The sequence below is a fragment of the Halomarina pelagica genome, assembly GCF_024228315.1.
GTDB lineage: Archaea > Halobacteriota > Halobacteria > Halobacteriales > Haloarculaceae > Halomarina > Halomarina pelagica.
Genome location: NZ_CP100454.1, coordinates 938269 through 962134 on the forward strand (window position 1 = coordinate 938269; position 23866 = coordinate 962134).

Annotated in this window: 25 protein-coding genes and 1 tRNA gene; 14 read left to right on the forward strand and 12 right to left on the reverse strand. The window is 71.4% G+C overall.

Annotated features, from left to right (window positions below):
• The first annotated feature begins 2 nt into the window (after nucleotides 1-2).
• The 4 genes from NKI68_RS04985 (at nucleotide 3) to NKI68_RS05000 (ending at nucleotide 3736) form a co-directional block, all read left to right on the forward strand.
• Complete coding sequence (locus NKI68_RS04985; protein WP_254545604.1) at nucleotides 3-1610, forward strand: bifunctional N(6)-L-threonylcarbamoyladenine synthase/serine/threonine protein kinase; 1608 nt, start codon at nucleotides 3-5, stop codon at nucleotides 1608-1610.
• 77 nt (nucleotides 1611-1687) lie between these two features.
• Nucleotides 1688-1957, forward strand: coding sequence for a DUF5808 domain-containing protein (locus NKI68_RS04990; RefSeq protein WP_254545605.1), 270 nt, complete (start codon nucleotides 1688-1690; stop codon nucleotides 1955-1957).
• A gap of 45 nt (nucleotides 1958-2002) precedes the next feature.
• Nucleotides 2003-2656 carry a non-canonical purine NTP pyrophosphatase gene (locus NKI68_RS04995; RefSeq protein WP_254545607.1) on the forward strand — a complete coding sequence of 218 codons (654 nt, stop codon included), beginning with the start codon at nucleotides 2003-2005 and terminating at the stop codon, nucleotides 2654-2656.
• 603 nt (nucleotides 2657-3259) lie between these two features.
• Nucleotides 3260-3736 carry a GNAT family N-acetyltransferase gene (locus tag NKI68_RS05000; RefSeq protein WP_254545608.1) on the forward strand — a complete coding sequence of 159 codons (477 nt, stop codon included), beginning with the start codon at nucleotides 3260-3262 and terminating at the stop codon, nucleotides 3734-3736.
• 25 nt (nucleotides 3737-3761) lie between these two features.
• On the opposite strand, the gene NKI68_RS05005 is transcribed toward NKI68_RS05000, so the two are convergent.
• The 6 genes from NKI68_RS05005 to NKI68_RS05030 are packed head-to-tail and all read right to left on the reverse strand — an operon-like array spanning nucleotide 3762 to nucleotide 8878.
• Nucleotides 3762-4235, reverse strand: coding sequence for a DUF7384 family protein (locus NKI68_RS05005; protein ID WP_254545610.1), 474 nt, complete (start codon nucleotides 4233-4235; stop codon nucleotides 3762-3764).
• Complete coding sequence (locus tag NKI68_RS05010) at nucleotides 4232-4402, reverse strand: hypothetical protein (protein ID WP_254545612.1); 171 nt, start codon at nucleotides 4400-4402, stop codon at nucleotides 4232-4234. Before NKI68_RS05010 ends, NKI68_RS05005 begins: the two co-directional genes overlap by 4 nt.
• Before the next feature lie 55 nt (nucleotides 4403-4457).
• Nucleotides 4458-5564, reverse strand: a complete 1107-nt coding sequence (locus tag NKI68_RS05015; RefSeq protein WP_254545614.1) for a putative sulfate/molybdate transporter — start codon at nucleotides 5562-5564, stop codon at nucleotides 4458-4460.
• Between the two features lie 27 nt (nucleotides 5565-5591).
• On the reverse strand, nucleotides 5592-6596 hold the full coding sequence (locus tag NKI68_RS05020) for an ABC transporter ATP-binding protein (RefSeq protein ID WP_254545615.1): 1005 nt from the start codon (nucleotides 6594-6596) through the stop codon (nucleotides 5592-5594).
• A complete protein-coding gene (locus NKI68_RS05025; RefSeq protein ID WP_254545617.1) occupies nucleotides 6593-7717 on the reverse strand; it encodes an ABC transporter permease in 1125 nt (374 codons plus the stop codon). The genes NKI68_RS05020 and NKI68_RS05025 overlap by 4 nt, the downstream gene beginning before the upstream one ends.
• A 42-nt stretch (nucleotides 7718-7759) precedes the next feature.
• A complete protein-coding gene (locus tag NKI68_RS05030; RefSeq protein WP_254545618.1) occupies nucleotides 7760-8878 on the reverse strand; it encodes an extracellular solute-binding protein in 1119 nt (372 codons plus the stop codon).
• Nucleotides 8879-8959: 81 nt separating this feature from the next.
• Here NKI68_RS05030 and NKI68_RS05035 point away from each other — a divergent pair, with 81 nt between their 5' ends.
• A complete protein-coding gene (locus tag NKI68_RS05035; protein WP_254545619.1) occupies nucleotides 8960-9658 on the forward strand; it encodes a TOBE domain-containing protein in 699 nt (232 codons plus the stop codon).
• Nucleotides 9659-10203: 545 nt separating this feature from the next.
• Here NKI68_RS05035 and NKI68_RS05040 read toward each other — a convergent pair.
• Together NKI68_RS05040 and NKI68_RS05045 are read right to left on the reverse strand one after the other, a co-directional pair.
• Nucleotides 10204-10875 (reverse strand): potassium channel family protein, encoded by a 672-nt coding sequence (locus NKI68_RS05040; protein WP_254545620.1) that lies wholly within the window; start codon nucleotides 10873-10875, stop codon nucleotides 10204-10206.
• Nucleotides 10876-10935: 60 nt separating this feature from the next.
• A complete protein-coding gene (locus NKI68_RS05045; protein ID WP_254545621.1) occupies nucleotides 10936-11319 on the reverse strand; it encodes a hypothetical protein in 384 nt (127 codons plus the stop codon).
• Nucleotides 11320-11501: 182 nt separating this feature from the next.
• Here NKI68_RS05045 and NKI68_RS05050 point away from each other — a divergent pair, with 182 nt between their 5' ends.
• Both NKI68_RS05050 and NKI68_RS05055 read left to right on the forward strand, forming a co-directional pair.
• Entirely contained in the window at nucleotides 11502-12644 is a 1143-nt protein-coding gene (locus tag NKI68_RS05050) for a helix-turn-helix transcriptional regulator (protein WP_254545622.1), read from the forward strand.
• A complete protein-coding gene (locus tag NKI68_RS05055; RefSeq protein ID WP_254545623.1) occupies nucleotides 12641-13603 on the forward strand; it encodes a hypothetical protein in 963 nt (320 codons plus the stop codon). The genes NKI68_RS05050 and NKI68_RS05055 overlap by 4 nt, the downstream gene beginning before the upstream one ends.
• Before the next feature lie 175 nt (nucleotides 13604-13778).
• On the opposite strand, the gene NKI68_RS05060 is transcribed toward NKI68_RS05055, so the two are convergent.
• Together NKI68_RS05060 and NKI68_RS05065 are read right to left on the reverse strand one after the other, a co-directional pair.
• Entirely contained in the window at nucleotides 13779-13967 is a 189-nt protein-coding gene (locus NKI68_RS05060; protein ID WP_254545624.1) for a hypothetical protein, read from the reverse strand.
• A 61-nt stretch (nucleotides 13968-14028) separates the two neighbouring features.
• A complete protein-coding gene (locus NKI68_RS05065; protein ID WP_254545625.1) occupies nucleotides 14029-15135 on the reverse strand; it encodes an aldo/keto reductase in 1107 nt (368 codons plus the stop codon).
• A gap of 164 nt (nucleotides 15136-15299) precedes the next feature.
• On the opposite strand from NKI68_RS05065, the gene NKI68_RS05070 reads away from it, so the two are divergent.
• The 6 genes from NKI68_RS05070 (at nucleotide 15300) to NKI68_RS05095 (ending at nucleotide 20528) form a co-directional block, all read left to right on the forward strand.
• Complete coding sequence (locus tag NKI68_RS05070) at nucleotides 15300-15485, forward strand: hypothetical protein (RefSeq protein WP_254545626.1); 186 nt, start codon at nucleotides 15300-15302, stop codon at nucleotides 15483-15485.
• Between the two features lie 74 nt (nucleotides 15486-15559).
• On the forward strand, nucleotides 15560-16465 hold the full coding sequence (locus tag NKI68_RS05075) for an acyltransferase (protein ID WP_254545627.1): 906 nt from the start codon (nucleotides 15560-15562) through the stop codon (nucleotides 16463-16465).
• A 43-nt stretch (nucleotides 16466-16508) separates the two neighbouring features.
• Entirely contained in the window at nucleotides 16509-17621 is a 1113-nt protein-coding gene (locus NKI68_RS05080; RefSeq protein WP_254545628.1) for a PQQ-dependent sugar dehydrogenase, read from the forward strand.
• The gene (locus NKI68_RS05085) at nucleotides 17618-18355 is read left to right on the forward strand and encodes an Nmad3 family putative nucleotide modification protein (protein ID WP_254545629.1); all 738 of its coding nucleotides are present in this window, start codon (nucleotides 17618-17620) and stop codon (nucleotides 18353-18355) included. Before NKI68_RS05080 ends, NKI68_RS05085 begins: the two co-directional genes overlap by 4 nt.
• 73 nt (nucleotides 18356-18428) lie before the next feature.
• On the forward strand, nucleotides 18429-18788 hold the full coding sequence (locus tag NKI68_RS05090) for a cupin domain-containing protein (protein ID WP_254545630.1): 360 nt from the start codon (nucleotides 18429-18431) through the stop codon (nucleotides 18786-18788).
• A gap of 3 nt (nucleotides 18789-18791) precedes the next feature.
• Nucleotides 18792-20528: an NAD+ synthase gene (locus tag NKI68_RS05095; protein WP_254545631.1), complete on the forward strand. Its 1737-nt coding sequence runs from the start codon at nucleotides 18792-18794 to the stop codon at nucleotides 20526-20528.
• Between the two features lie 201 nt (nucleotides 20529-20729).
• Here the strand turns inward: NKI68_RS05095 and NKI68_RS05100 are convergent, their stop codons facing one another.
• Together NKI68_RS05100 and NKI68_RS05105 are read right to left on the reverse strand one after the other, a co-directional pair.
• Nucleotides 20730-21605 carry a hypothetical protein gene (locus NKI68_RS05100; RefSeq protein ID WP_254545632.1) on the reverse strand — a complete coding sequence of 292 codons (876 nt, stop codon included), beginning with the start codon at nucleotides 21603-21605 and terminating at the stop codon, nucleotides 20730-20732.
• A gap of 951 nt (nucleotides 21606-22556) precedes the next feature.
• Nucleotides 22557-22627, reverse strand: a tRNA-Gly gene (locus NKI68_RS05105).
• A gap of 293 nt (nucleotides 22628-22920) precedes the next feature.
• Here NKI68_RS05105 and NKI68_RS05110 point away from each other — a divergent pair.
• A complete protein-coding gene (locus NKI68_RS05110; protein WP_254545633.1) occupies nucleotides 22921-23778 on the forward strand; it encodes an NAD+ synthase in 858 nt (285 codons plus the stop codon).
• The last annotated feature ends 88 nt before the right edge of the window (nucleotides 23779-23866 follow it).

Genomic DNA, 23866 nt, shown 5'->3' on the forward strand with positions numbered 1-23866 from the left:
ACGTGCGGGTCCTCGGCATCGAAGGGACGGCCTGGGCGGCGTCCGCAGCCGTCCACGACGCCGACTCGGACGAGACCGCGATTTTCACCGACGCCTACCAGCCCGAGAGCGGCGGCATCCATCCGCGCGAGGCCGCAGAGCACATGCGCGGGGCCATCCCGCAGGTGGTCCGGGAGGCGCTCGACCACGCGGCTGCCGAGGTCGATGGCGAGGCCGGAGGTGACGCCGCCCCGTCGATCGACGCCGTCGCCTTCTCGCGCGGTCCCGGGCTCGGTCCCTGCCTCCGGATCGTCGGCACCGCCGCGCGGGCCGTCGCGGGCACGCTCGACGTGCCCCTCGTCGGCGTCAACCACATGCTCGCGCACCTGGAGATCGGTCGCCACCGGGCGGGCTTCGACTCGCCGGTCTGCCTGAACGCCAGCGGCGCGAACGCGCACCTGCTCGGCTTTCACGACGGTCGCTATCGCGTGCTCGGGGAGACGATGGACACGGGCGTCGGCAACGCCATCGACAAGTTCACCCGCCACGTCGGCTGGTCGCACCCCGGCGGGCCGAAGGTCGAGGCCGCCGCGAAGAAGGGAGAGTACGTCGACCTCCCGTACGTCGTGAAGGGGATGGACTTCTCCTTCTCGGGGATCACGAGCGCGGCGAAGGAGGCGTACGACGACGGCACGGCCGTCGAGGACGTCTGCTTCTCGCTGCAGGAGCACGTCTTCGCGATGCTCACCGAGGTCGCGGAGCGCGCGCTCTCGCTCACGGGCAACGACGAACTCGTCCTCGGCGGCGGGGTCGGGCAGAACGCCCGCCTGCGGGGGATGCTCGGCGAGATGTGCGCCCAGCGCGGCGCGCGCTTTCACGCCCCGGAACCGCGCTTCCTCCGGGACAACGCGGGGATGATCGCCGTCCTGGGCGCGAAGATGGCCGCCGCGGGCGATACGATCCCCATCGAGGAGTCCCGCGTGCGCCCGAACTTCCGCCCGGACGAGGTGCCCGTCACCTGGCGCGCCGGCGAGGACGTCGCCCGCGCCGAGGACCCGACGGACGCCGGAACGCAGCGGGGCGCGGAGGCGACCGTCGCGGTCTCCGACGCCGTCGTGAAGCGCCGCGAGCCGAAGGCCTACCGTCACCCGGACCTCGACGCGCGCCTCCGTCGGGAACGCACCCGGGGCGAGGCGCGCCTGCTCAACGACGCGCGTCGGCTGGGCGTTCCGACGCCGGTCGTCCGCGACGTCGACCAGCGCGAGGCGACGCTCGCGATGGAGCGCGTCGGCGACTGCGACCTGCGCGACCGACTCACCGAGGCGCACGTCCGGGCGGTGGGTCGCCACCTCGCCACCCTGCACGGCGCGGGCGTCGTCCACGGCGACCCCACGACGCGGAACGTCCGCGTGGACGGTCGGACGTGGCTCATCGACTTCGGCCTCGGCTACCACTCCGCGCACGTCGAGGACTTCGCGATGGACCTCCACGTCTTCGAGGGGTCGCTCGCGGGCACCGCGGACGGTCCCGGTCCGCTGCTCGACGCGTTCGAGTCCGCCTACCGCGAGGCGGGCGACCCCGCGGTGATCGAGCAGTTGCGTGAGGTCGAGGGGCGCGGGCGGTATCAGTAGCGCGGCCGGTCCCCGTCGGTCGCGACAGCGCGATGGCGGTGGCAAACGACTTAGTGCCCGCGACCGTATCGTGTGCCATGGCAGACAGACCACAGTCCGGCGAACTGTTCGGCGTCCCGTACAACTTCGAACGACCGAGCCTCGGTCGGATGCTCTCCGCGTACTGGCGGCCCGACGAGGGGATGCTGGTCGAGAAGCCGTTCGGCATCGGCTACACGCTCAACCTCGCCAACTGGCGGTCGTGGGTCGTCCTCGCCATCGCGGGCGCGCTGCTCTACCAGGAGCGAAGCGGGACGGAGGGCGACGAGTTCGCGGAGGACGAACCCGTCGAGGTCATCGTCGACTGACGCGCCGATCGACGCCTCTTTTCGCCCTCCGGGCGCACCCCCGGTATGCTCAGCTACGTCACGACCAACGAGGGGAAGGTGCGCGAGGCGCGCGAGTACCTCGACGCGGTCGAACCGGTCGAGTTCGACTACACGGAGATCCAGGCCGACGAACTCGGCCCGATCGCGGCCCGCGGCGCGCGCGAGGCACACGCGCACGTCGGCGGTCCCGTCATCGTGGACGACGCCGGGCTGTTCGTCGAGGGGCTCGGCGGCTTCCCCGGGCCGTACTCCGCCTACGTCGAGGAGACGCTGGGGGTCGAGCGCGTCGGCGAACTCGCTCGACGGGCCGGGGCGACGCGGGCGTACTTCCGCTGCGTCATCGCCTACTGCGACGGGGAACCGTTCGAGGCGACCCCCGAGCCGATCGACTACGGCGACCGCCGCGGTCACGACCTCGCGGCCGACGAGCGCGCCACCGCGACGACCGACGACGCCGTCCTGACGGGCGACCTCCCCGTCCGCCTGTTCGAGGGGGCGGTCCCCGGCCGCATCGTCGAACCGCGCGGCGACGGCGGCTTCGGCTACGACCCCATCTTCGAGCACGACGGGAGAACCCTCGCCGAGATGACGACCGTCGAGAAGAACGCCGTCTCCCACCGCGGGCGGGCGTTGGCGAAGTTCGGGGAGTGGTACCGGGAACGGAGCGAAGCGGAGTGATCGGTATCTCGATGGACGAGCGTGAGCGAGTCCATCGGCGGTTCGCTGAGCGGTAGCGAAGCGAACGGCGTGAGCGAGCGGTATCAGACGAGTCACAGCCCACGGGGCGAGCGTTCAACGAAGCCGTGACTACAGCCACTCTATCGTCGTTATCCGCCTCTACCGACGATAGAGGATAATGATTTTAACGGTGGACGACGTACGACCCAGTGACACCCCCGCCTCAAGCGCTCGGGTGGTGCTCAAGAGAAATAGAGATTCGACGCGGTCAGGGCGTCCAACCCTACTGACCGCGTCCCGGGTCTTCTGTCGACCACACGACTCCGAGAGCAATCAGGAGGTACCCTCCTGGTTGTCCGGCAGCAGCGAGCGTCGCGCCCGCCATGATGAGTGCGGTTGACGTGTCTCTCTTCGACACGCGTTTTCGTCCTGGGTTTGCTCCCAGGACGGTCACGGATTCCGGACGTGGATACAAAAACACGAACGGTTCTGTTGGCCGTCGCCAGTACATCCCTCGATCCGCTCGGGGCGAACGGGGTGGATCCGACTCCCTCACCTGTCGGACCGACACGTCCTTTCCCCGCCTGCCCTTCCCCGCTCACGATGCGAGTCCGTCCCGCGACCCCCGACGACGCGCCCGCGATCCTCGACCTCCACGTCGCGTCCATCCGGGCGTTCGGCCCGGCGGCCTACGACGAGCGGCAGGTCGAGGCGTGGGCGACGACGGACGGCCCGCCCGACTACCCGATCGGCGAACCGGGACAGTACCTCGTCGTCGCGGAGCGCGAGGGGGAACTCGCCGGGTTCGGCCACCTGCACGTTCCCGAGGCGGAGGTGCGGGCCGTCTACGTGCACCCCGGACACGCCCGCCGGGGCGTCGGGTCGGCGCTCCTGGGCCGCCTGGAGGCCGAGGCGCGGGGGCGGGGGATCGACGAACTCTCGCTCTCGGCGTCGCGCAACGCCGTCCCCTTCTACGAGGCGCTGGGCTGGGAGCGCGTCCGCGAGGCGAGCCACGAGACGAGCGGCGGCGTCGTCCTCCCGGTGGTCGTCATGCGGCGGTCGCTCGACGGCGAGGTGTGAACGTGAGCGGCGAACCAGATCGGGGCTAGTCGCGCGGGTCGCGGTCCGGCCCCGGGTACGGCTCCTCGAACGCCACCTCGTACATCGTCTCGGGGTCGAACAGCAGCGCGAACGCCCGCGGGTGCTTGACGCTCGTCTCCACACGCGCCCGGATCGCGGTGCCCGCCTTCGCCCCGCCGAGTCGCTCGTCGAACGAGAGCACGTGCGCCGCCTCGCCGCGGTAGGCGGAGGCGAGCGCGGGGTGGTCCTCGGGGGGGTGTTCGACCGGGACGCGCAGCGCGTCGATCCGCTCGCGCCAGTCGCGCGCGAGGTCGGCGTCCGCGAGGCGGGCGATCACCGCCTCGGCGTCGTCGAGCAGGGGGTCGCTGGCGACGAGGTCGACCCACGAGTGCGCCCGGATCAGGTCGAGCGCGTCGCGCGCCGGCCCGCCGACGAGCAGGTCCGCCGCGAGCACGTCCGCGTCCGCGACGACGCGGACGGCGCGCTCACTCGCGTTCATCGTCGTTCCCCGGGGTCGGGGTCGCCCCGGCGGTCCCCGCTGTCCCGATCCCCCTCCCGCCGTCCTGACCGTCCCCCCTTTCGGCGCTCCGTGAGGACGCGCTGCACGTCGTCGAGCGACGCCTCGAGTGCGGCGGCGCGCTCGAACAGTCGATCCCAGGTGTCCATGTGCGGAGGTGGCCGGCGCGGGGAAAAGACCCTGCGGTGTCGGGGTGGGAGTGGGTCAGCCGGCGCGCTCCGCCGGGGCTACGAGGTCGAGGCGGCGGAGGGCGTGCCAGGCGAGCAGGCCGCCGACGAACGCCAGCCCGACGTTCGTCAGCGCGCCCGCGACGCCGACCGCGACGGCGAGCGCGGATCGGTCGGCGAGCGCGACCCGGCCGAGCTGGAGGGCGACGACGCCGAGCACCGCGCCGAGCAGCGCCAGCGGGAACGCCGTCCAGAGGCCGGCGACGAGCGCGGCGGCGAGGTAGAGCCCGCCGAGGACGACGTTCGCGCCGCCGGTGCGCGCGCCGAAGGCGTACTTCCCCGCGAGGCCGCCGCTCCCGTGGCACATCGGCAGGCCGCCGAACGGGACCGAGAGGAGCGTCATCGCGCCCATGTTCGTCGCGAGGTCGTCGGAGGGAACGTCCGCGTCGAAGAGGTCGGAGAACAGGAGCGAGGTGGCGACGGCGGCGTTCCCGACCGTCATGGCGAGCTGCGCGGCGGTCCCGCCCAGTGCGGCCGTCGTCAGGTTCGGGACGCCACCGGGGAAGAGCGCGAGCGCCGGGAGGGTCGGCTCGGGGACGCCGTCGACGCCGACGGCGAGCGCGACGCCCGCGCCGAGCAGCGCGAGTGCCGCCGCCCGCGGCGCGACGAGCGAGACGGCCGCCGCGAGGAGGACGCCCCCGAGCGCGAGCGTCGGCTCGGCGAGCGCGAGGTCGAACGCCCGCTCGATCAGGAGGAGCGCCACGGCGAGCTGGACGCCGCGGACGACCGGCTCGCCGACGAATCGCTCGACGCGGCCGAGCGCCCCGGTCGCCCCGGCGGCCAGGAGGAGGACGCCCGCGAGCAGGCCGGCGGCGAGGAACTCGCCGTACGTCAGCGCGCCCGCGATCGCCAGCCCTGCGAGCGCCTTCATCGGCTCGACGGACATCGGCAGGCCGTAACGAACGCCCCAGACGACCTGGAAGACGCCGAAGGCGACCAGCACGTGGGGGAGCGAGGCGGGCGTCAGCGCGCACAGCGTGACGACGATCGGGAGGACGGTAACCGAATCACCCAACGCGCCGGTGACCTCGTGAAGCGCCAACTCGACGCCGCGGTCCGATCCGTACTCGTCGAAAACGGCCATCAAGTGGCGGTATGGACCCTCGACGTATCACTGTTGTCGGTAATCACGGCCGCTATCGCGAGCGCGGGCGAGTAACCGATCGTCGTTACCCTCGCCGAACGGGACGCGGTGTTCCGCCGGGAAGGAGACGCCGACGGTGCTCCCCGTCGTCGGGGGGTCGGTCGCGTAGGCGGTGACCGGCGTCCCGTCGAGGTCGAGCGAGATTCGGGTCGAGCCGCCCTCGTCGACGGCGCGCGTGACCCGGGCGCGGCCGGCGTCCGCCGCGCCGTCGAGTCGGACGTGTTCGGGGCGGATGGCGAACTCGTCGCAGTCGAGGTCGGGCGCGAGCGCGCCGGGGAGGCAGTTCGCCCCCGTGAACCGGGCGACGAAGGGGTCACGCGGACGTTCGAACACCGCCTCGGGCGTGTCGACCTGGAGCACGTTCCCGTCCGCCATGACGGCTACGCGATCCGCGAGCGCCCGCGCCGTCGTCCGGTCGTGGGTCACGTGGAGGGCGGTGACGTCGGCGAGCACGTCGGCGAGGTCGTCGCGGAGGCGCTCGCGGGTCGGCGCGTCGAGCGCCGAGAGCGGTTCGTCGAGCAGGAGCACCTCGGGTCGGACGGCGAGCGCCCGGGCGAGCGCGACGCGCTGTGACTCCCCGCCCGAGAGCGTCTCCGGGGTTCGGTCGACGAGGTGCGACACGCCGAGGCGGGCGAGCAGTTCGTCGGGGTCGCGCGGGTCGTCGCGGTAGCGCGCGCCGAACGCGACGTTCTCGCGGACGGTCATGTGGGGGAACAGCGCGTAGTCCTGGAAGACGAAGCCGAACTCCCGTCGCTCGGGCGGCGCGTCGATCACGTCGCGGCCGTCGAGTTCGACGCGCCCCGTCGCCGGGTGGAAGCCGGCGACGAGTTCGAGCAGGAGCGTCTTTCCGCTCCCGCTCGGGCCGAGGACGACCAGCGTCTCGCCCGTCTCGACGGTGAGCGCCGCGTCGACGGCGAACGGTTCCGCGCCGGGAGCGGTGAAGGTCGCCGCCACGTCGAACGCGAGCGTCACCGTATCACCCCCGCGGTGGACGCGTCGTACGCGAGCCAGCGCACGAGCAGGAAGATGCCGAGGCTCATCGACAGCAGGACGAAGGCGACGGCGCTGCTCTCGGCGAGCGACCCCGCAGTGAACGTGTTGAAGATGAACACCGGAGCGTGCTGGCCGGTGACCACCTCGCCCGCGGGGGGGTAGAAGAACGAGACGTTGTAGGCGACGACGGCGACGGCCCCGAACTCGGAGACGGCGCGCGCCCAGGCCAGCACGCCGCCGGTGAGGACGCCGCGGGCGGCGAGCGGGAGGCTGACCCGTCGGAACGCCTCGAACTGGCTCGCCCCGTGGACGCGCGCGGCGCGCTCGACGTCGCGCTCGACGTCCTCGAACGCCTCGCGGGCGACGTTCACGGCGAACGGGGCGCTGACGAACGCCATCGCGAGCACCATCCCGACCGTCGTCCCGAGGACGCCCAGTTCGGGAAACGCCGCCCCCCGGCCGAAGCCGAACAGGATGAGGAGCCCCGCGACCGAGTGCGGGACGACCAGCGGCAGGTCGACCAGCCCCTCGACGAGCGGCCGACCGGGGAACCCCCGCGCCAGCAGGTAGGCGAGCGGGACGCCGAAGACGAGCGTGAACAGCGTCGCGAGCAGCGGTCCGTAGACCGTGAGGTAGAGCATCCGGTGGACCTCCGGCGAGCGGAGCGCCTCGGAGACGAGACCGGGGTCCTGCCGGGCGACGAACAGCGCCAGCGGGAGCGCGAGCGCGACGAGCAGGACCGACCCCATCGTCGCCGCGGCGACCCCGGCCCAGCGCCGTTCCGTGGTGCCGACCACGAGCGTGAAGATCACCGGCCCGACGACGAGGATCCAGTAGCTCTCGAGCGCCCACCCGATAGCGCCGACGACGCCGGTGGCGACCGCGGCCGCCGCGACCCCTCTGAGGCCACCGCCGGTCGCCCCGGCGATGGCGGCGGCGCTGCCCATCGCGAACAGGGCGTACAGCGTCGGCTGCTCCGCGACGTAGGCGGCGGCGAACGCGATCACCTGGACGGTCAGGACGGCGAGCACGGCGGACCCGCGACCGAGGTGGCCCGATCCGGTCGCGATCGACCGCCCGACGCGCGTGGAGGTACTCATCCGACGGTGGTATCGTTCATCTCGGTGGTGATAGTTCTCGCGTTACAGTTCGAGCGGGCCGAGCGACTCCTTCGCCTCGGCGTGGCTCATCACTCGCTCGGGGACGTTCGACTCGGCGCTCTTCGGGACGACCGCGGGCGACGTGGGGTCGAACCCGGAGTTCCTCAGGATCTCCTGTCCCGGTTCGGTGACCATGTACTCGACCCACTTCGCCCCGAGGTCGGGTGCCTGGGCCACGCTCGGGACGGTGATGCCGTAGGCGATCGGCGCGCCGGTGTAGGTCGTCCCGCCCGCCTCGACGGTCGCCTTCGCGTAGTGGTCGGCGTACGTCGCGGTCGCCTTCGAGAGGTCGACCGACGGCTGGAGGTCGACCGTGTTCAGGTCGTGGGTCGCCTCGACGGAGGTATACTCCCACGCGTAGTCGAGTTTCCCCGCCTCGAGCTGTCCGATCAGCTCCGTCTCCGTCCCGGCGGGGATCGCGGCCTTCTCGATCAGCTCCTTCGAAGTCGCCTCGTCGTACAGCGTCTCCCCCTGGAACGGGATCGCCCCGAGCTGCATCGCCATGACCGACCGGTAGCCGTTCGGGTCGACCGCGGGGTCGCTGTGCGCGAACCGGACGTCGTCGCGCAGGAGGACCTCCCACCAGTTCTCGCTCGACACCTCGTCGGCACCGACCGAGTCGTCGGTGTAGGCGATCGTCATCGAGTTGGTCGCGAAGACGGCGTACCAGTCGGCGAACTTCGGCAGCATCATGTCGCGGATAAGCCGGAAGTCGGAGACGCCGAGCACGTCGGCTTTCCGCCCCTGCTCGGTGATCTTCTTGGTCGAGCCGACCGATCCCTTCGCCTCGCGGTTGACCTGCACGCCGTACTTCTCCTCGAACTTCGGCTCGGCGGCCGAGAACGGCGGCGCGAGGCTCCCCGCGTGGAAGACCGTCAGCGAATCTGCCCCGGATCCGCCGCCGTCGCCGTCGCCGGCGTCGTTCGTCCCGTTCGTACCGTTCGACCCGTCGTCAGCCCCGTCCGAGGCGTTCCCGCCGGGGGACTCGCCGCCGAGACCGGTACAGCCGGCGAGACCGACCGCCGCGGCCGCGCCGACTCCCGCGAGCACCCGCCGCCGCGTCGTCGACCGCTTCCCTGCCGATGACCGTTCTTCCGCCATGGATACAACGGCGTTGTCTCGTATCCGATATAACGGTTTCCCCGTCGGCGCGCTTTTAATGGCAGCTCGCGCAGTCGGGGTATGGATCCGGGGTTCGACGCGCGCCTGCGCGAGGGGGATGTCGCCTTCGACGCGCGGGACGCGACGCTGTTGCGGGCCATCGACGAGGCGGGGTCGCTCAACGCCGCCGCGTCGACGCTGGGACGATCGTACGCGCGGGCCCACGCCCGACTGACGGACCTCGAGGCGGCATTCGGACCGCTCGTCGAGCGGCAGCGTGGCGGTTCCGGCGGCGGCGGGAGCCGCCTCACCGACGACGCGAAGCGGCTGCTCGCCCGCTTCGACCGCCTCCGGAGCGCCGTCTCCGGTACCGTCGAGGCCGAGGAGACCGTCGTCGCCGGACGGATCGTCGACCGCGAGGGGGAACTCGCGACGGTCGAGACCGCCGCCGGATCGCTCCGCGCGCTCGCGCCCGCCGACGCCGACGCCGTGCAGGTCGGCGTGCGCGCGGACGCCGTGACCCTCCACCCGTCGGAGGGCGCACCCCGGACCGGGGCGACGAGCGCCAGGAACCGCCTGCGGGGGACGGTCGAGGCGGTCGATCGCGGGGTGGCCGTCGCGCGGATCGCGGTCGACGTCGGGACGGACGCGCCGCTCGTCGCCCTCGTCACCGTCGACAGCGTGGAGCGCCTCGGTCTCGCGCCGGGAGCCACCGTGGTCGCGACGTTCAAGGCGACCGCCACCCGGGCCGTTCCCGCCCCGGATGCGTCGGGGGACTGACCGCCGCTCGTCGGCGGAACGTTCCCCTCGTCGAGCGCGCCGGTTCGTCCGAGCGGCGTCGCCAGCGGGACACCCGTGCCTTCCGGGGGCCGTACTGTGGACGGAGGCGATACGTGCTGTCGGTCGAGCCGTCGCGAGGCGTCTCGACCGCCGGGTCGACTCGCTCGAAACCGAGACGGTCGACGCGGTCGGCGTCAGCCCGTCACACGTCCGTCTGACGCGGATTTAAGTCACGATGGGAAGATGGATCCGATGGGCGCGCGCTGCGGTCTCGTCCCCATCCTCCCCACCGCGCGCCCGGCTTTTCACCGGCAACGAGCGGCGACCCTCGGCCTCCCGTCTTTCCGTCTTTCCGTCTCTCGTCTCTCGTCTTCCGTCTCTCGTCTTCCACCGATCGCTCGACGAGCCGTCGGCCTTCGACCGTCGGCTCGATCGTCGACCAGTCATAGGAAGTATCGTAGCCAGCCGGAGGCACGGTGAGCCCCGGCTAGCCGAGGGGATCGATGCTCACGGAGAGAATCGATGACGTACGACGATACTCCCTCTCAGTTCGTCGCGACGGCCTCGCCGGCGAGTCGGGCGCGGATCTCCCCGACCAGTTCCGGCTCGGCGATGAACGCGAGTTCGTCGCCCTCCCGGATCTCCGTCTGGGGGAGCGGGATCGTCATCGGCTCGTTCGAGCGGCCGTGGGCGTAGACGAGCGCCCCGCCGGGCAGGTCGACCTCGACGACGCGCTGGCCGACCACGTCGGAGTCGGGGCCGACGACGACGCTCACGGCGGACAGTCCGGCGGTGAGCGGGCCGAGCGCCTCGAAGTCGCCGCCGAGGAGCGCCGTCTTCGCGCCCGCCGCCCCGAGGCGCTCCGGGTAGATGACCTCGTCCACCTCCGCGGCGTACTTCTCGTAGATGTCGGCGTGGTAGTCGTCGTCGATGCGCATCACGGTTCGGCAGTCGAAGGCGTCGCCGATGACGCACGCGCCGAGGTTGACGCCCAGGTCGCCCGTGAGCCCCGCCAGCGCGTCGGCGTCCTCGACGCCCGCCTCCACCAGCACCGACTCCTCGTCGCCGTCGCCCTCGTAGGACTCGAACCCCGCCCGGCGCGCCCGCTCTACCTTCTCGGGATCGATGTCGACGACCGCGACCTCGTGGCCCTCGGATTGCAGGATGTCCGCGGTGCGAATGCCGACGCGGCCGTAACCCACGATAACGAACTTCATGGCTACTCAATGTCGCACCTGCGATAAAAATGATACCCCGCTCACCGGGTGGCGGGGCGGTTAGTCGTCCGAGTCGTCGCCATCGGAGTCGTCGCTATCGGAGTCGTCGTCTGAATCGTCGCCGTCGGTGTCGTCGCTATCGTCGTCGTCGGAGTCGTCCCCGTCGGAGTCGTCGCTGTCAGAATCGTCTGAATCAGTGTCGTCTCCGTCGCTATCGTCTCCGTCGCTATCGTCGCTGTCGGAGTCATCCGAATCGGAGTCGTCTCCGTCCGAGTCATCCGTGTCGGAGTCGCCGTCCGAATCGTCGTCGGAGTCGTAATCGTCGGCGTCGTCGCCGACGTAGTCGTTCACGTTCGCCGTGCTCGCGCCTGCCGTGGCGGTGACCGCTCCCGCGGTGAGCAGCACCAGCACCAGGCCGGCGGCGAGTAGCTTGGTCGCTCGCATGGTGCGGCTTCGACTGGGGGTGGCGGGGTAATCAAGCCGGGCGACGCTGACCCCGGATACGGCCGAATTCAGCCGAATTAGCCCGAATTAAGCCGAACCGTCCCCCTCGTAAGCACGCCTTGTGCTCGGCGAACGGCGATCGATAGGAGGAACTTTATTTCTCGTTAACACACGTATCGACAATGCGGGCGTGGAACCTGCTGCGAGTGGCGACGGTCGTCTGCCTCGTCGGGGCGATCGTGCCGGGCACCGTCGCGCTCGCCGAGCGACCGGGATCGGAGGAAGCGACCTTCGGGATCGCACAGCCGATCGAACCGGACGACGTCCTCCTCCGCGTCGACGTGGCGCGGAACGGGACCGCCTACTGGGTCCTCGAGTACCGGACGCGCCTCGACGAACCGAACGTGACCGAGGCGTTCGCCGGACTCCGCGAGGACGTTCGCGCCCACCCGGACCGCTACAGCGACCGGTTCGCGAGGCGAATGCGCGACACCGTCGCGACCGCCGAGGCGGCGACCGGCCGCGAGATGCGCCTCCGGAACGTGACGGTGTCCGCCGAGTCGAGGCCCCTCCCCCAGCGCTACGGCGTCATGGTCTACTCCTTCGAGTGGCGCGGGTTCGCCGCGCGCGAGGGCGAGCGCCTCCTCGTGGGCGACGCGCTGGCGGGACTGTTCCTCGACGAGCAGACGCAACTGGTCGTCGGCTGGCCCGAGGGATACGTCCCGGCGAGGGTCGATCCGCCGCCCGACGAGCGGGGCAACGCGACCGCGACGTGGAACGGGCCGGCGGAGTTCGGTGCGGGCGGTCCGACGCTCGCGCTCGCTCCGGCGAGCGGAGCGCCGCCGCTCGCGCCCGTCGCGCTCGCCGCCGGGGCCGTCGTCGCACTCGCCGCCGGCGGTCTCCTCTACCTCGCTCGCGGTCGCGCGCTTAGGCCCCTCGCCGACCCGAGCGGCGCGCCCGCCGGAGCGACGGCGAGCGACGCCACCGGTGGCGGGCCGGAGGCGGGGACCGACGCCCCCGCTACCGACGCCCCCGCTACCGACCCCCCCGTTACCGACGCCACCCCTTCGGACGCCGCCCCCGACGACGGCCCGAACGTCCCTCCCGAACTACTGAGCAACGAGGAGCGCGTGCTCCGGGCGCTCGAACGGAGCGGCGGTCGGATGCGCCAGCAGGAACTCGTCGCGGAACTCGACTGGACGGAGGCGAAGACCAGCCAAGTCGTCGGTCGCCTTCGTGACGCGGACGAGATCGAGAGCTTCCGTCTCGGTCGTGAGAACGTCCTGTCGCTCCCGGACGAGGTGGCCGGGGGTGAGCGCCGATGACGCGTCGCTCGGGGGCGATCGTCGCGCTCGCGGCGGTGCTCGTGCTCGCCGCGGTCGCCGCCGGCGCGTCGCTCACCGCCAACGGGCCGAACGCCGGGGCCGCCGACCCGTCTCTCGCCCCCGGACAGCAGTTCGCGGGCGTCGTCGGCGTGCAGGACGCCGAGGTCGACGGCGCGCTCGCCGCTCGGGCGCTCGAGGCGCGGCTCGCCGATGCGCCCGACGACCGCGCGCGGGCGGCGATCGTCGCGTCGGCGGTCGCCGAGATCGACGCGGCGTTGACGTCCCTCGAACGGCAGCGGACCTCGTTCCGGGCGGCGCGCGCGAACGGCACGCTCCCCCCCGGCGCGTACCGCGCGCGGCTGGCCCGGATCGCCGCCGTCGCGACGGTGCTCGACCGGCGGGCGGCGACGCTCGAGGGGGCGATCGCGTCGCTCCCGCGGGGCGCGCTCGACGGCGCGAACGTGACTGCGGACGACGTCGCGTCGCTCCGCGCTCGCGCCGACGCGCTCCTCGACGCCGAGGTCCGCAGCGCCGCTCGCGCCGTCGCGGGCGACGACGTGGGCGCGCCCTTCGTGCCGACCGAACCGGAGGACGGCGCGGTGGACGGCGTGGGGGACGGCGACCCCGCCAGCGACGACGGCGGTGGCGGGAGCGACGGCGAGCGCCGGGACGGTACCGACGGTGGCGGCGACGGGGGGGACGACGCAGGACTGACGGACGGCGGCGACGGGTCGACCGGGGGGACCGACGGAGACGGTGACGACTCGGACGACGGGACCGGAGCGGGTGGCACCGACGGGAGCGACGGGACCGACTCGGACGACGGCGGCGACGCCGACGGGGCGGCCGGTGGGACCGACGGGGACGCGGACGGTCCGAACGACGGCGACACGAGCGGCGGCACCGACGGGGACGGTGCCGTGGGCTCCGGCGACGCGGAGTCCGGTGACGGCGAGTGATGGCGACTCCCGACCGCTCGCGCCGACGGCTCGCCGGTCGTGGGCGGCGATACGCGCCCTCCGGGTCGAGCGTCAGCACGGCTCGGGATCGAGCGTCGGTCACGAGGGTACACTGCTCGCGGATCGGTGCGGGCGGTCGACGCGCGGCGCGGCGTGTGTGGTTCGGGCGGGTCGGTCAGCGACCCCGCCGGGCGACCGTGGCGACCCAGAGGAGGATCGTCGCGGCGATCACGACTCGTCCGAGGTCACCGTAGGCGTAGAACAGGAGCACCCCCACCAGGAGTCCCGTGAGGAGGGCCGTCGCCGTCCGAGTGCCGGTGTCGGGATCGAGTCGCGTTCTGAGTCGGGTGCGGAACGTCGACACGTCGCCCACTGTCCTCGCGAGGAGATAAACGCTTCTACGGGGGCAACCGTGGCCGTCCCACCTACCGTCCGGCGTACTGCTTGCCGGTGCCGTCGAGGTCGCGCCCGCCGACCGACGAGCGGAGGCTGTCCATCCCGTCGTCGCGGTCGACGCCGAAGTTCGTGCGGTAGAGTTCCTCGACGCGTTCGACCTCCGCCGGGCTGAGCGGCGGCGTGTCGCTCGCGGCCGCCCACTCGTCGATGTCCGCCGCGGAGTGGAACGTCGGCGTCACCGTCGCCACCTCGTCGTGGCTGAGCAGCCACTGGATGGCCGCCTGGGCCATCGTCCGCTCACGGTCGCTCCCGCCGGTCGCTCCCTGCCGTCCGTTCGCTTCGCTCGCGGAGACCCCCTCCCGCTCGAGGAAGCGCAGCGTCTCCAGTTTCTCCCACCCGGTCTCGTACCACGCGTCCGGCCGGAACCCGCGGTGGTCGCCCTCCTCGAGTTCGGTCTCGGGGCGCACCTGCTCGTTCAGCAGCCCCGAGGAGTGGGGGACGCGGGCGATGACGCTCGTGTCGGCGTTCCGCTCGCGGATCGCGTCGATGACGTGCCGGCCGGGGATCTGCTCGAAGACGTTGAAGACGGTCTGGACGGCGTCGAAGCCGAGTTCGACGGCCCGCTCGTGCTCGGCCAGCCAGCCGATGGAGGGTCCCATCGCCCAGCCGAGCGCATCCACGCGCCCCTCCTCGCGGAGGTCGTCGAGCAGGTCCAGCACCTCCGGGGTCACCTCGTCGACGTTCGCGTTGTGCAACTGGAGGAGGTCGACGTACTCGACGCCGAGGCGGTCGAGGGACCGCTCGAACGCCTCGCGGAGGTACTCGGGGTCGGTCTCCTTCGGGAGTTCGCCGTGGCCCGCCTGGGGGTTGTCGTAGAAGTCGTAGCCGATCTTCGTCCCGATCGTGACCTCGTCTCTGACCTCGGCGAGCGCGTCCCCGATCAGTTCCTCGCTCCTGCCGTGGCCGTACACGTCGCCCGTGTCGAAGTAGGTGATGCCGGCGTCGAGGGCGTGCTGGATCATCTCGGCCGCCTCCGCCTCGGACCGGTCGCCCCACCAGTCGGTGCCGACGACCCACGCGCCGAAGCCGACCTCGCTGACCTCGACTCCGCTGTCGCCGAGCGTACGGTAGTGCATACCGGAGGTAACGACCACTGGCACTTAGGGGGTGCGGTCCGTCCCACTCGCCGGGAGTCGGGCGAGCGTGGGCGAGTGTGACGACGCCTCCGAGCGCCGTGCTCACGGGGGTCGAGCGGTGAGGCGGTCCGGAAGACCCTTTTCCGTCCCCGAGTATCCGGGGTATGGACCAGTCGCTCCGGCTTCGAATCGACGTGCTCATCGCGCTCACCGTCGCGATCCTCGGCTTCGAGCTGACGGAGATGCTCTTCGACGGGAGCCTGGAGAGCCTGCTGGCGGTCGCGTTCTTCACGATCGTGGTCACGCTCGTCGTCGTCTACGCGCTCAGGACGCTCGACGGCTACCGGTGAGCCGCCGGGACGGCCTCGAGTGCCGTTCCGCCGGAACGGAAATCCCTATGGCCGAACAGGAGTAAGGGCGGGGCATGACGAAGCGCCACGTTTCGCTTCCGGCGGACGCCGAGGAGGGGTTGCAGGCGTTCCTCGACGAAGTAGACGATCGGCTGTCGGGCCCGGAGGACACCTGCGAGGTCGTCCGCGACGTGCTCGTGGACCTCTACGGGGACCGCGAGGCGTGGGAACGGTGGCGGGCGGGAGGGGACGTCTCGCCCGCCGAGCGCGTCCGCCTCCAGGGGTACGACCCGTGCAACTCGACGCTCGAGTCGGAGTACTACGCCGAGAAGGACGAGGAACGGTTCCGCCGCTCGAAGCACCTCCAGTGGCTCTGGCGACAGTTCGACGCCACGCCGATGGCGGACAACGTCGAGTTCGCGCTGCGCTTCCGGTCGATGCTCGCGAACCACCTCTTCGAGGAGGCCGGCGAGAACCTCCGCATCTTCAAGGGCGTCACCTTCTCCTACGGCCACAACATCTCCGTCGGGGACAACACCGTCATCCACGACGACGTCCACCTCGACGACCGCGGGAAGCTGACGATCGGCGACCGCGTCTCCATCTCCGACGACGCCCACGTCTACAGCCACGACCACGACGTGATCGACCAGACCGAGGTGCACAACTTCCACACGATCGTCGAGGACGACGCGCGCATCACCTACGACTCGATGATCCGCGCCGGGGTGCGCGTGGGCGAGAACAGCATCGTCGGGGCGAAGAGCATCGTCCAGCGGGACGTCCCCGCCCACCACGTCGTCGCCGGGACGCCCGCGAAGTCGATCGCCGTCAAACCGGGATACGAGAGCGTGGCGGAACCGATCGACGCGGAGGGCATCGACAACCGCGCCGGGCGCGAGATCCCCTACGAACTCCCGGACGACATCGACGTCTTCGACGAGTTCGGGCGGGATCTCGCGCCGCCGGACGCCGAATGAGCGCGAGCGCGGCCACCCGTCCGCGTCCGTCCCCCGAACGCCCATGAATCGGCGGCGCTACCTCGGCGCGACGGCGGGCGTCGTCGCCGGGTTCGCGGGGTGTCTCGACGCGCTCGACGGGCCGGGGGACGGCTCGGACGGCGGCGACGGGGGCGAGGAGGGACCGTCCGTCGCGGTCGGCGACCAGCGGGTGGTGGCCGACACCGTCGCCACCGGACTCGAGGTCCCCTGGGGCGTCGCGTACCGCGACGGCGTCCTCCACCTCACCGAGCGACCGGGGCGAGTCGTCCGGATCGCCGACGGGGGACGTGAGGTCGTCGCCGACCTCGCCGATAGCACCGCGGCCGAGGGCGAGGGCGGCCTGCTGGGACTCGTGTTCCGTTCCGACGATCCCGACGCCGCCGTCGCCTACCAGACGTACGACGACGGGGGGCTGAAGAACCGAATCCTCGCGCTCGACGCGGCAGACGGGTGGTCGTTCGAGTCGCTGTTCGACGGCATCCCCGGCGCGTTCGTCCACGACGGCGGGAGACTGCTCGTCCGCGACGGGAGCCTCTACGCCACGACAGGCGACGCCACCGACGAGGCGGCCGCCCAGGACCCAGAGGTCCTCAACGGGAAGGTGCTCCGTCTCACGCACGCGGGCGAGCCACACCCGGACAACCCCTTCGGCAACGCGGTGTTCACCTACGGGCACCGTAACCCGCAGGGGCTGGCGGTGCTGGACGGCGCGCTCTACTCGACGGAGCACGGGCCGGACACGGACGACGAGATCAACCGCCTCGAAGCGGGCGGCAACTACGGCTGGCCGGCGGTGATGGGGCCGAGCGACTCCCCCGAGTTCGTCGACCCGCTCGCGAGCTACACGCCGACGATCGCCCCGGGCGGAGCCACGGTCTACCCCGACGACGGCCCGATCGAGGCGTGGCGCGGCGACCTGCTCTTCGGCACGCTCGCGGGCCAGCACCTCCACCGGGCCCGGATCCGGGGCGGCGAGGTCGTCGGGAACGAGCGCCTCTTCGAGGGGACGTTCGGCCGCCTCCGCACCACCTTCGTCGGGACCGACGGCCACCTCCACGTCGTGACCAGCAACCGCGACGGCCGGGGCGACCCGCGGGAGGGCGACGACCGCGTCCTGCGCCTCCGACCCGCATGAGCCCGAGTTCCCGCGGAACGGGGCCGCGCGCCGTCGCGATCAACGTCGCGGCGAACACGAACCTGCCGGGCGTTCGCGGCCCCGTCCACCCCGACGGGAGGTTCGAGTACGTCCCCATCCCGGAGCGGAAGCCGACGCGCGAGCGCGTCCCGACGTACGCCGACCTCGACCTCGAGACCGAGATACCCGAGGCGGAGCGCGAGTCCCCCGTCCACTTCGATCCGGAGTTCCCGGAGGCCGGCGGCGAGCGCTACACCTACGGCGACGAGCACGGCGTGAAGGCGCGGCCGCTCTCGGAACTCGAGCGGGGCGACCACCTGCTGTTCTACGCGACGCTCTCGCAGGTGGGCGAGCCCGCGCCCTGGCAGGCCCCCGAGTGGGGCGCGTACCTGATCGGCGCGTTCCGCCTCGCGCGCGACGCCGTGACCGGCGAGGCGTACCGCGACCTCCCGCCGGAGGAGCGCGCGCCGTTCCGGAACAACGCGCACGTGAAGCGGGCGGACTTCGACGCGCGGGTGCTCGTCCTCGGGGACCCCGACGGGTCGCGCCTGCTCGACCGGGCGGTCCCGCTCTCCGGGCGCGAGGGGGGCACGGCCGCGAATCGGATCGTCACCGACCTCTCTGCGGACTCGGGGCGCGGACCGTGGTGGCGACGGCCGCTGCGGTTCGACGCCGAGGCGACCGAGGAGCTACTGGCCGTCATCGACGGACACGCCGTCGAGCGGTGCTTCTGACGCCGCCGGGGCCCACTCACCGGACGCGGTACGCCCCCGCGCCGGTTTTGTCCGCCGGGCGCGTACCCCGGACATGGACGTCGTCTCGCTGGCCGAGAAGTTCGACCGCATCGAGGAGTACTGGTCGCCCGCGATCGTGGGCGAACTGAACGGCCAGCACGTGAAGCTGGCGAAGCTGCGCGGCGAGTTCGACTGGCACCACCACGCCGTCGACGAACTCTTCCTCGTGATCGACGGCGACCTGACGATCAAGTTCCGCGACGAACCGGACGCCGCGCTCTCCGCGGGTGAGTTCCTCGTCGTCCCCGCCGGCGTCGATCACCGACCGGTCGCGGAGGACGAGGTCCGCGTCCTGCTGTTCGAGCCGGCCGGGACGCGAAACACGGGCAACGTCGAGTCCGAGCGGACGGTCGAGTCGCCCGACCGGCTGTAGCCGATGGCCCGATCGCTCCGCGTCGCGCTCGCCCAGCTGAACGTCACCGTCGGCGACGTCGCGGGGAACGCCGACCTCGTCGAGGCCGCCCACGAGCGCGCGCGGGCGGCCGACGCCGACCTCGTCGTCTGCTCCGAGCTGGCGCTCCTCGGGTATCCGCCGCGCGACCTCCTGTCGCGCGAGGCCGCCGTCGAGCGCCAGCTCGACGCGCTCGATCGGGTCGCCGCGGCGACCGCCGACGGCCCGGCGCTCGTGGTGGGGATCGCCGACCCGGTGTCGCCGCCGGGGCGCGCGCTGGCGAACGCCGCGGCCGTCTGTCGCGACGGCGAGGTGGTCGCCCGCGTCGCCAAGCGCCTCCTCCCGACCTACGACGTGTTCGACGAGGACCGCTACTTCGAACCGGGCGCGGGGGCCGAACCGGTCGAGGTGGCGGGCGTCGACGTCGGCGCGAGCGTCTGCGAGGACGCGTGGAACCTCCCCGACCTCTGGTCGCACCCGCGGTACGACGCGGACCCGCTCGGGGACCTCGCGTCGGCGGGCGCGGACCTCCTCGTGAACGTCTCCGGCAGCCCGTTCCACCTCGGCAAGGGGCGATTTCGGGAGGAGTTGATGGGCCGACACGCCGCCGAACACGGCCGCTGGCTGGCGTTCGTGAACCAGGTCGGCGGGAACGACGAACTCGTCTTCGACGGCGGATCGTTCGTGGTCGGTCCCGACGGCGGGGTGGCCTGCCGCTGCGCGGCGTTCGAGGAGGACCTGCGCGTCTGCGACGTGCCGGTCGGGGGCGGCCCGTTCGAGGGCGAGCGCGACTGCGCGCCCCGGATCTCGGACCGCGCCGAGCAGGCCCGTCGGGCAATCGCCCTCGGCGTCCGTGACTACGTCCGGAAGTCGGGCTTCGAGGACGTCGTGCTCGGTCTCTCCGGTGGGATCGACTCGTCGGTCGCGGCCTGTCTCGCCGCCGAGGCGCTGGGGGCGGAGCACGTCCTCGGGGTCGCCATGCCCGCGCGGTACACGAGCGACGCGAGCACCGAGGACGCCCGCGCCGTCGCCGACGCGCTCGGCATCGACTTCCAGGTGCTCCCCATCGACGACACGTTCGGCGCGTTCCTCGATCACCTCGCGCCCCCGTTCGAGGGGGAGGAGTCGACGGAGCCGATGCCGGGGACGGTCGAGGAGAACGTTCAGGCGCGCATCCGCGGCACGACGCTGATGGCGCTCGCGAACGCGTTCGACCGCCTCGTGCTCACGCCGGACAACAAGAGCGAGGCCGCCGTCGGCTACTGCACCCTCTACGGCGACACGGTCGGAGCGCTCGCCCCCCTGGGTGACTGCCGGAAGGGCCTCGTCTACGACCTCGCCGATCGCATCAACGCCGACGTCGAACCCCCCGGTGCGGCGAGCGCGCCCATCCCCCGCCGCGTCGTCGAGCGGCCCCCCAGCGCCGAACTGCGCCCCGACCAGCGCGACGAGGACGATCTGCCGCCGTACGCCGCGCTCGACCCGATCGTGGAGGGGTACGTCGAGGAGGGGGCCTCGGCCCGCGACCTCGTCGACGAGGGTCACGATCCGGCGACCGTCGAGCGCGTCCTCCGGATGCTCCACCGCGCCGAGTACAAGCGCTGGCAGGTGCCGCCGATCGTTCGCCTGACGCCGCAGGCGTTCGGCATCGGGTGGCGCTACCCGCTGGCCGCGCGGTACGAGGCGCTGTGGGACGTGGGCGATGAACGATCGACGGGGTGACCGAAAAAGGGGGATCGTAGCCGTTCGAGTTCGTTCGATCGCGTCGGTTCGGATCCGTCGGACCCACTATCTCTCGCGGCGAACGAACGTGAGCCGCGTGTATCGTGGACCGCGGCGGATTCGAATCGGAGAGCGGTGCGAGCGTGGTTCGAATCCGTTCGGACCCGTCCGGACCGCTCGGACTGGGCCGTCCCACCGAGGTCAGTTCACGCCCGGATTGGCGCTGGCGGACGTGCTCGAGGCGGCGCGCTCGTTCTCCGCCGTCACGGTGAAGGACGTCGTCGAGACGCTGACGGCCGGGTTGTTCGGCGCGACGTCGCGGAGGCGCTCGTAGGTGTAGCCCGCCTCGCCGCTGTATGCGGGGTACTCCGCCTGCATGACGGTCTCCGAGTCCGCGTTCAGGAGCGCCGTCGTCAGGCGGAGGTAGATCTTCGTCGCGTTGCTGCCGCCGTCGGTCGGCGCGTCGAGCGCCGACGTGTCGCCGATGACGCCGTAGTTACCGTTGGCGTAGCTCCCGGCGTCGCCGCCGAGGCTCGCGCCCGTGTAGTGCGCCTCGTCCGGGTAGTCCGACGCCGCGTCGTAGTACGTACTCAGTCCGTCCCTGTACAGCACGATCTTCGGCGGGACCGTCCGACTCCCGTCGCTCGGATCGACGACGTCGCCGTTCGCGTTGATCTCGTAGAAGTCCGAGTTCGCCGTGAGGAGGTGGGTCCGTCCGCGCTTCGGATAGCGGTCGGTCGTTCCGTGGGTGGCCGTCCCCTCGGGGTCGCTCGCGTCGGTGAACAGCCAGGGAGTCTCGCGGTAGACGGGGGTGTAGCCCCGCCCCTCAATACCGGCTTCGAGGACGTACCGGATCTTGAGCGGCGGTTCGTCGAAGTTCTTCCACCTCGTGAAGACGCGCGGGGCGACGTACACTTCGGAGACGTCGCCGTCGTCGCTCTTCACGACGCCCGGGTTGGCGGCGCTGAAGTCGCTCGACATGGCGGTCGCGTTGTCAGCGGTCAGTGCGATGCCTGCGGCACCCGCGGCGGTCGCGGAGCCGAGGCCGACTAGCATCCTGCGTCGATTGATGTCCATTGGTGTACCTGTCGTGTCGCTCGGACGCCGGACCTGCGCTCGGTACGCGCGGAACGCGCGGGTCGAATCGGCCGATCTCGGGACGACTCGGAGCGATCCCGACGCGTTCGACGTCGGGCGTCGAGAGACACGTCTCGACCTCTCGGAGACACCGGTTAGTTAGGAACTATTTCTTTTTCGTCCACTCGGGCGGAAAATTCACAACAGGACGTAATACTCGATTTCGTTTCCGTATGGCGGTCATATTCGGCCGAAGACGGCCCATCGTTCCGGGGGACGCTATCACGAAACGCGCCGACCGGCGGTCCCCCGCGCTCGTCGACGAGCGCGACGAGTTGCGGCCGACGGGCGGGTCGTCACCCGAGGCTGTCCCAGTGCAGGGGCTCGAAGTCCTCGCCACCGCAGCGACACCGCCGGTTCCTCGTCATGGGAGCGAGCGTTCCGTCCACGCGCCTCCGGACCACCCGGGGACGCTCACACCGCGTGCAACGCGCCAGCGTCGTCTGATCGGTGAAGCGCATCGTCGGGACGTGAGGGATCCGTCGGGGTAAACTCTCGGCATCGATACGTGCCTCATCCCTCCCTAGGATACTGATTCCGCTCTCCGAGACGATCTACACCCGTACTCTACGCATCGGGTCACCGGACGCACAGACCCCCGTCGGCTCCCCGTCGGCCGCGCTCCGGAGGGGTCGCGAGTCGAGTCGAGAAGCGCGCCGTCCGGGAATCGACCCGATGGCGACTCCTCGCTGCTGCTCGGACTCGCGTGGTTCCATTTCCATCGTGGCGATGGCGTCTCTCACTGACGTTCGAGACAGTCATGCGCCGTCCGGGAATTGACCCGGAGTGAGACGTTCCTGCTCGCTCCCTCGGGTCGCTGCGCGGGCTGCGACTCACAGGGTTCAGTTCCCTCTGTTTCGCATTTACGGCTCACGATTTGTTCGCCAAAAATGCGCCGTCCGGGAATTGAACCCGGGCTATTGGCTTGGGAAGCCAATGTCCTACCACTGGACCAACGGCGCTCCCTTCGGTCGCGCCGAGATTCGCAGTTCCTTCGAAACTGCTCACCAACGGCGCTCGCTCGTTTCACTCGCTCGCCCCGAGCCTTACCTCGCTTCGCTCGGTAAGACAACGGCGCTCGTTCGCGTTCCATCCTTTTCCACGCCACCACTTGAACTAATCGGTAGCGAGGAACCGCTTCGGGGGCGGGCGAGCGATCACGCCCGGCGTAGGTCCGGATCACGAACGCGGACGAACGTCCAGAAATTCCCCGACGGAGGGCAGGTATTTGTCATCGGGGGCCCAGTGTCACCGCATGAGCGACGCTCAGTCGTACGTGATCGAGGACCTCCCCATCGAACTGCGGCTGTCGGACGACGAACTGGCGGCCCACCGCGCACACATCACGACGTTCATCGCCGACCTCGTGGAGCGAGCGGGTGCGAACGGCGCGGTGCTCGGCCTCTCGGGCGGGATCGACAGCACGCTCACGGCGTACCTGGCGGTCGAGGCGCTGGGCGAGGGGGGCGTCTACGGTCTCGTCCTCCCGAGCGACGTCAACACCGACGAGAACATGAGCGACGCCGAGCGCGTCGCCGAGACGCTGGGCATCGAGTACGACGTCGTCGAGATCGACCCCATCGTCGAGGCGTTCTTCGAGGCCTACCCGGAGGAGGGGATCGACCGCCGCATCGAGACCGATCCCCTCCGCACCGCGGCGGGGAACGTCCGCGTCCGCACGCGGGGGGTGCTCAACTACTTCGTCGCCAACGTGAAGGGACGGCTCGTCCTCGGGACGGGCAACCGTAGCGAGGCGCTGACGGGCTACTTCACCAAGTACGGCGATCAGGCGGTCGACTGTAACCCGATCGGAAACCTCTACAAGCTACAGATACGCCAGCTCGCAGCCCACGTCGGCGTCCCCGAGGACCTCGTCGAGAAGCCGCCGAGCGCGGAGATGTGGGAGGGACAGACCGACGAGGCGGAGATGGGCCTCACCTACGATCTGCTCGACGCGGTCCTCGCGCTCCACGTCGACGGGCCGCTCTCGAAGCGCGCCACCGCGGAGACGCTCGGGGTGGCCGAGTCGGCGGTCGAGCGCGTCGAGGGGCTGTACGCGGGAAGCGAGCACAAGCGCCACATGCCGCCCGCACCCGCACCGCTCGACCTGTAGTGGCGATTGCGGGTCTCGACGGAACCAGGCGTCCGCCGTACCCCCGTCCTATCCCGTTGCCCCCCGTCCCACCGCTCGTTCGTCCCGG

Excerpts from the sequence above, each read along its gene's own strand:
- NKI68_RS05085 (WP_254545629.1), top strand. The coding sequence starts at position 17,618 with ATGAGCCCGAGTTCCCGCGGAACGGGGCCGCGCGCCGTCGCGATCAAC.
- NKI68_RS04990 (WP_254545605.1), top strand. The coding sequence starts at position 1,688 with ATGGCAGACAGACCACAGTCCGGCGAACTGTTCGGCGTCCCGTACAAC.
- NKI68_RS05045 (WP_254545621.1), bottom strand. The coding sequence starts at position 11,319 with ATGCGAGCGACCAAGCTACTCGCCGCCGGCCTGGTGCTGGTGCTGCTC.
- NKI68_RS05035 (WP_254545619.1), top strand. The coding sequence starts at position 8,960 with ATGGATCCGGGGTTCGACGCGCGCCTGCGCGAGGGGGATGTCGCCTTC.
- NKI68_RS05100 (WP_254545632.1), bottom strand. The coding sequence starts at position 21,605 with ATGGACATCAATCGACGCAGGATGCTAGTCGGCCTCGGCTCCGCGACC.
- NKI68_RS05025 (WP_254545617.1), bottom strand. The coding sequence starts at position 7,717 with ATGAGTACCTCCACGCGCGTCGGGCGGTCGATCGCGACCGGATCGGGC.
- NKI68_RS05065 (WP_254545625.1), bottom strand. The coding sequence starts at position 15,135 with ATGCACTACCGTACGCTCGGCGACAGCGGAGTCGAGGTCAGCGAGGTC.
- NKI68_RS05015 (WP_254545614.1), bottom strand. The coding sequence starts at position 5,564 with ATGGCCGTTTTCGACGAGTACGGATCGGACCGCGGCGTCGAGTTGGCG.
- NKI68_RS05000 (WP_254545608.1), top strand. The coding sequence starts at position 3,260 with ATGCGAGTCCGTCCCGCGACCCCCGACGACGCGCCCGCGATCCTCGAC.
- NKI68_RS04995 (WP_254545607.1), top strand. The coding sequence starts at position 2,003 with ATGCTCAGCTACGTCACGACCAACGAGGGGAAGGTGCGCGAGGCGCGC.
- NKI68_RS05005 (WP_254545610.1), bottom strand. The coding sequence starts at position 4,235 with ATGAACGCGAGTGAGCGCGCCGTCCGCGTCGTCGCGGACGCGGACGTG.
- NKI68_RS05030 (WP_254545618.1), bottom strand. The coding sequence starts at position 8,878 with ATGGCGGAAGAACGGTCATCGGCAGGGAAGCGGTCGACGACGCGGCGG.
- NKI68_RS05075 (WP_254545627.1), top strand. The coding sequence starts at position 15,560 with ATGACGAAGCGCCACGTTTCGCTTCCGGCGGACGCCGAGGAGGGGTTG.
- NKI68_RS05090 (WP_254545630.1), top strand. The coding sequence starts at position 18,429 with ATGGACGTCGTCTCGCTGGCCGAGAAGTTCGACCGCATCGAGGAGTAC.
- NKI68_RS05070 (WP_254545626.1), top strand. The coding sequence starts at position 15,300 with ATGGACCAGTCGCTCCGGCTTCGAATCGACGTGCTCATCGCGCTCACC.
- NKI68_RS05055 (WP_254545623.1), top strand. The coding sequence starts at position 12,641 with ATGACGCGTCGCTCGGGGGCGATCGTCGCGCTCGCGGCGGTGCTCGTG.
- NKI68_RS05095 (WP_254545631.1), top strand. The coding sequence starts at position 18,792 with ATGGCCCGATCGCTCCGCGTCGCGCTCGCCCAGCTGAACGTCACCGTC.
- NKI68_RS05040 (WP_254545620.1), bottom strand. The coding sequence starts at position 10,875 with ATGAAGTTCGTTATCGTGGGTTACGGCCGCGTCGGCATTCGCACCGCG.
- NKI68_RS05050 (WP_254545622.1), top strand. The coding sequence starts at position 11,502 with ATGCGGGCGTGGAACCTGCTGCGAGTGGCGACGGTCGTCTGCCTCGTC.
- NKI68_RS05080 (WP_254545628.1), top strand. The coding sequence starts at position 16,509 with ATGAATCGGCGGCGCTACCTCGGCGCGACGGCGGGCGTCGTCGCCGGG.
- NKI68_RS05110 (WP_254545633.1), top strand. The coding sequence starts at position 22,921 with ATGAGCGACGCTCAGTCGTACGTGATCGAGGACCTCCCCATCGAACTG.
- NKI68_RS05010 (WP_254545612.1), bottom strand. The coding sequence starts at position 4,402 with ATGGACACCTGGGATCGACTGTTCGAGCGCGCCGCCGCACTCGAGGCG.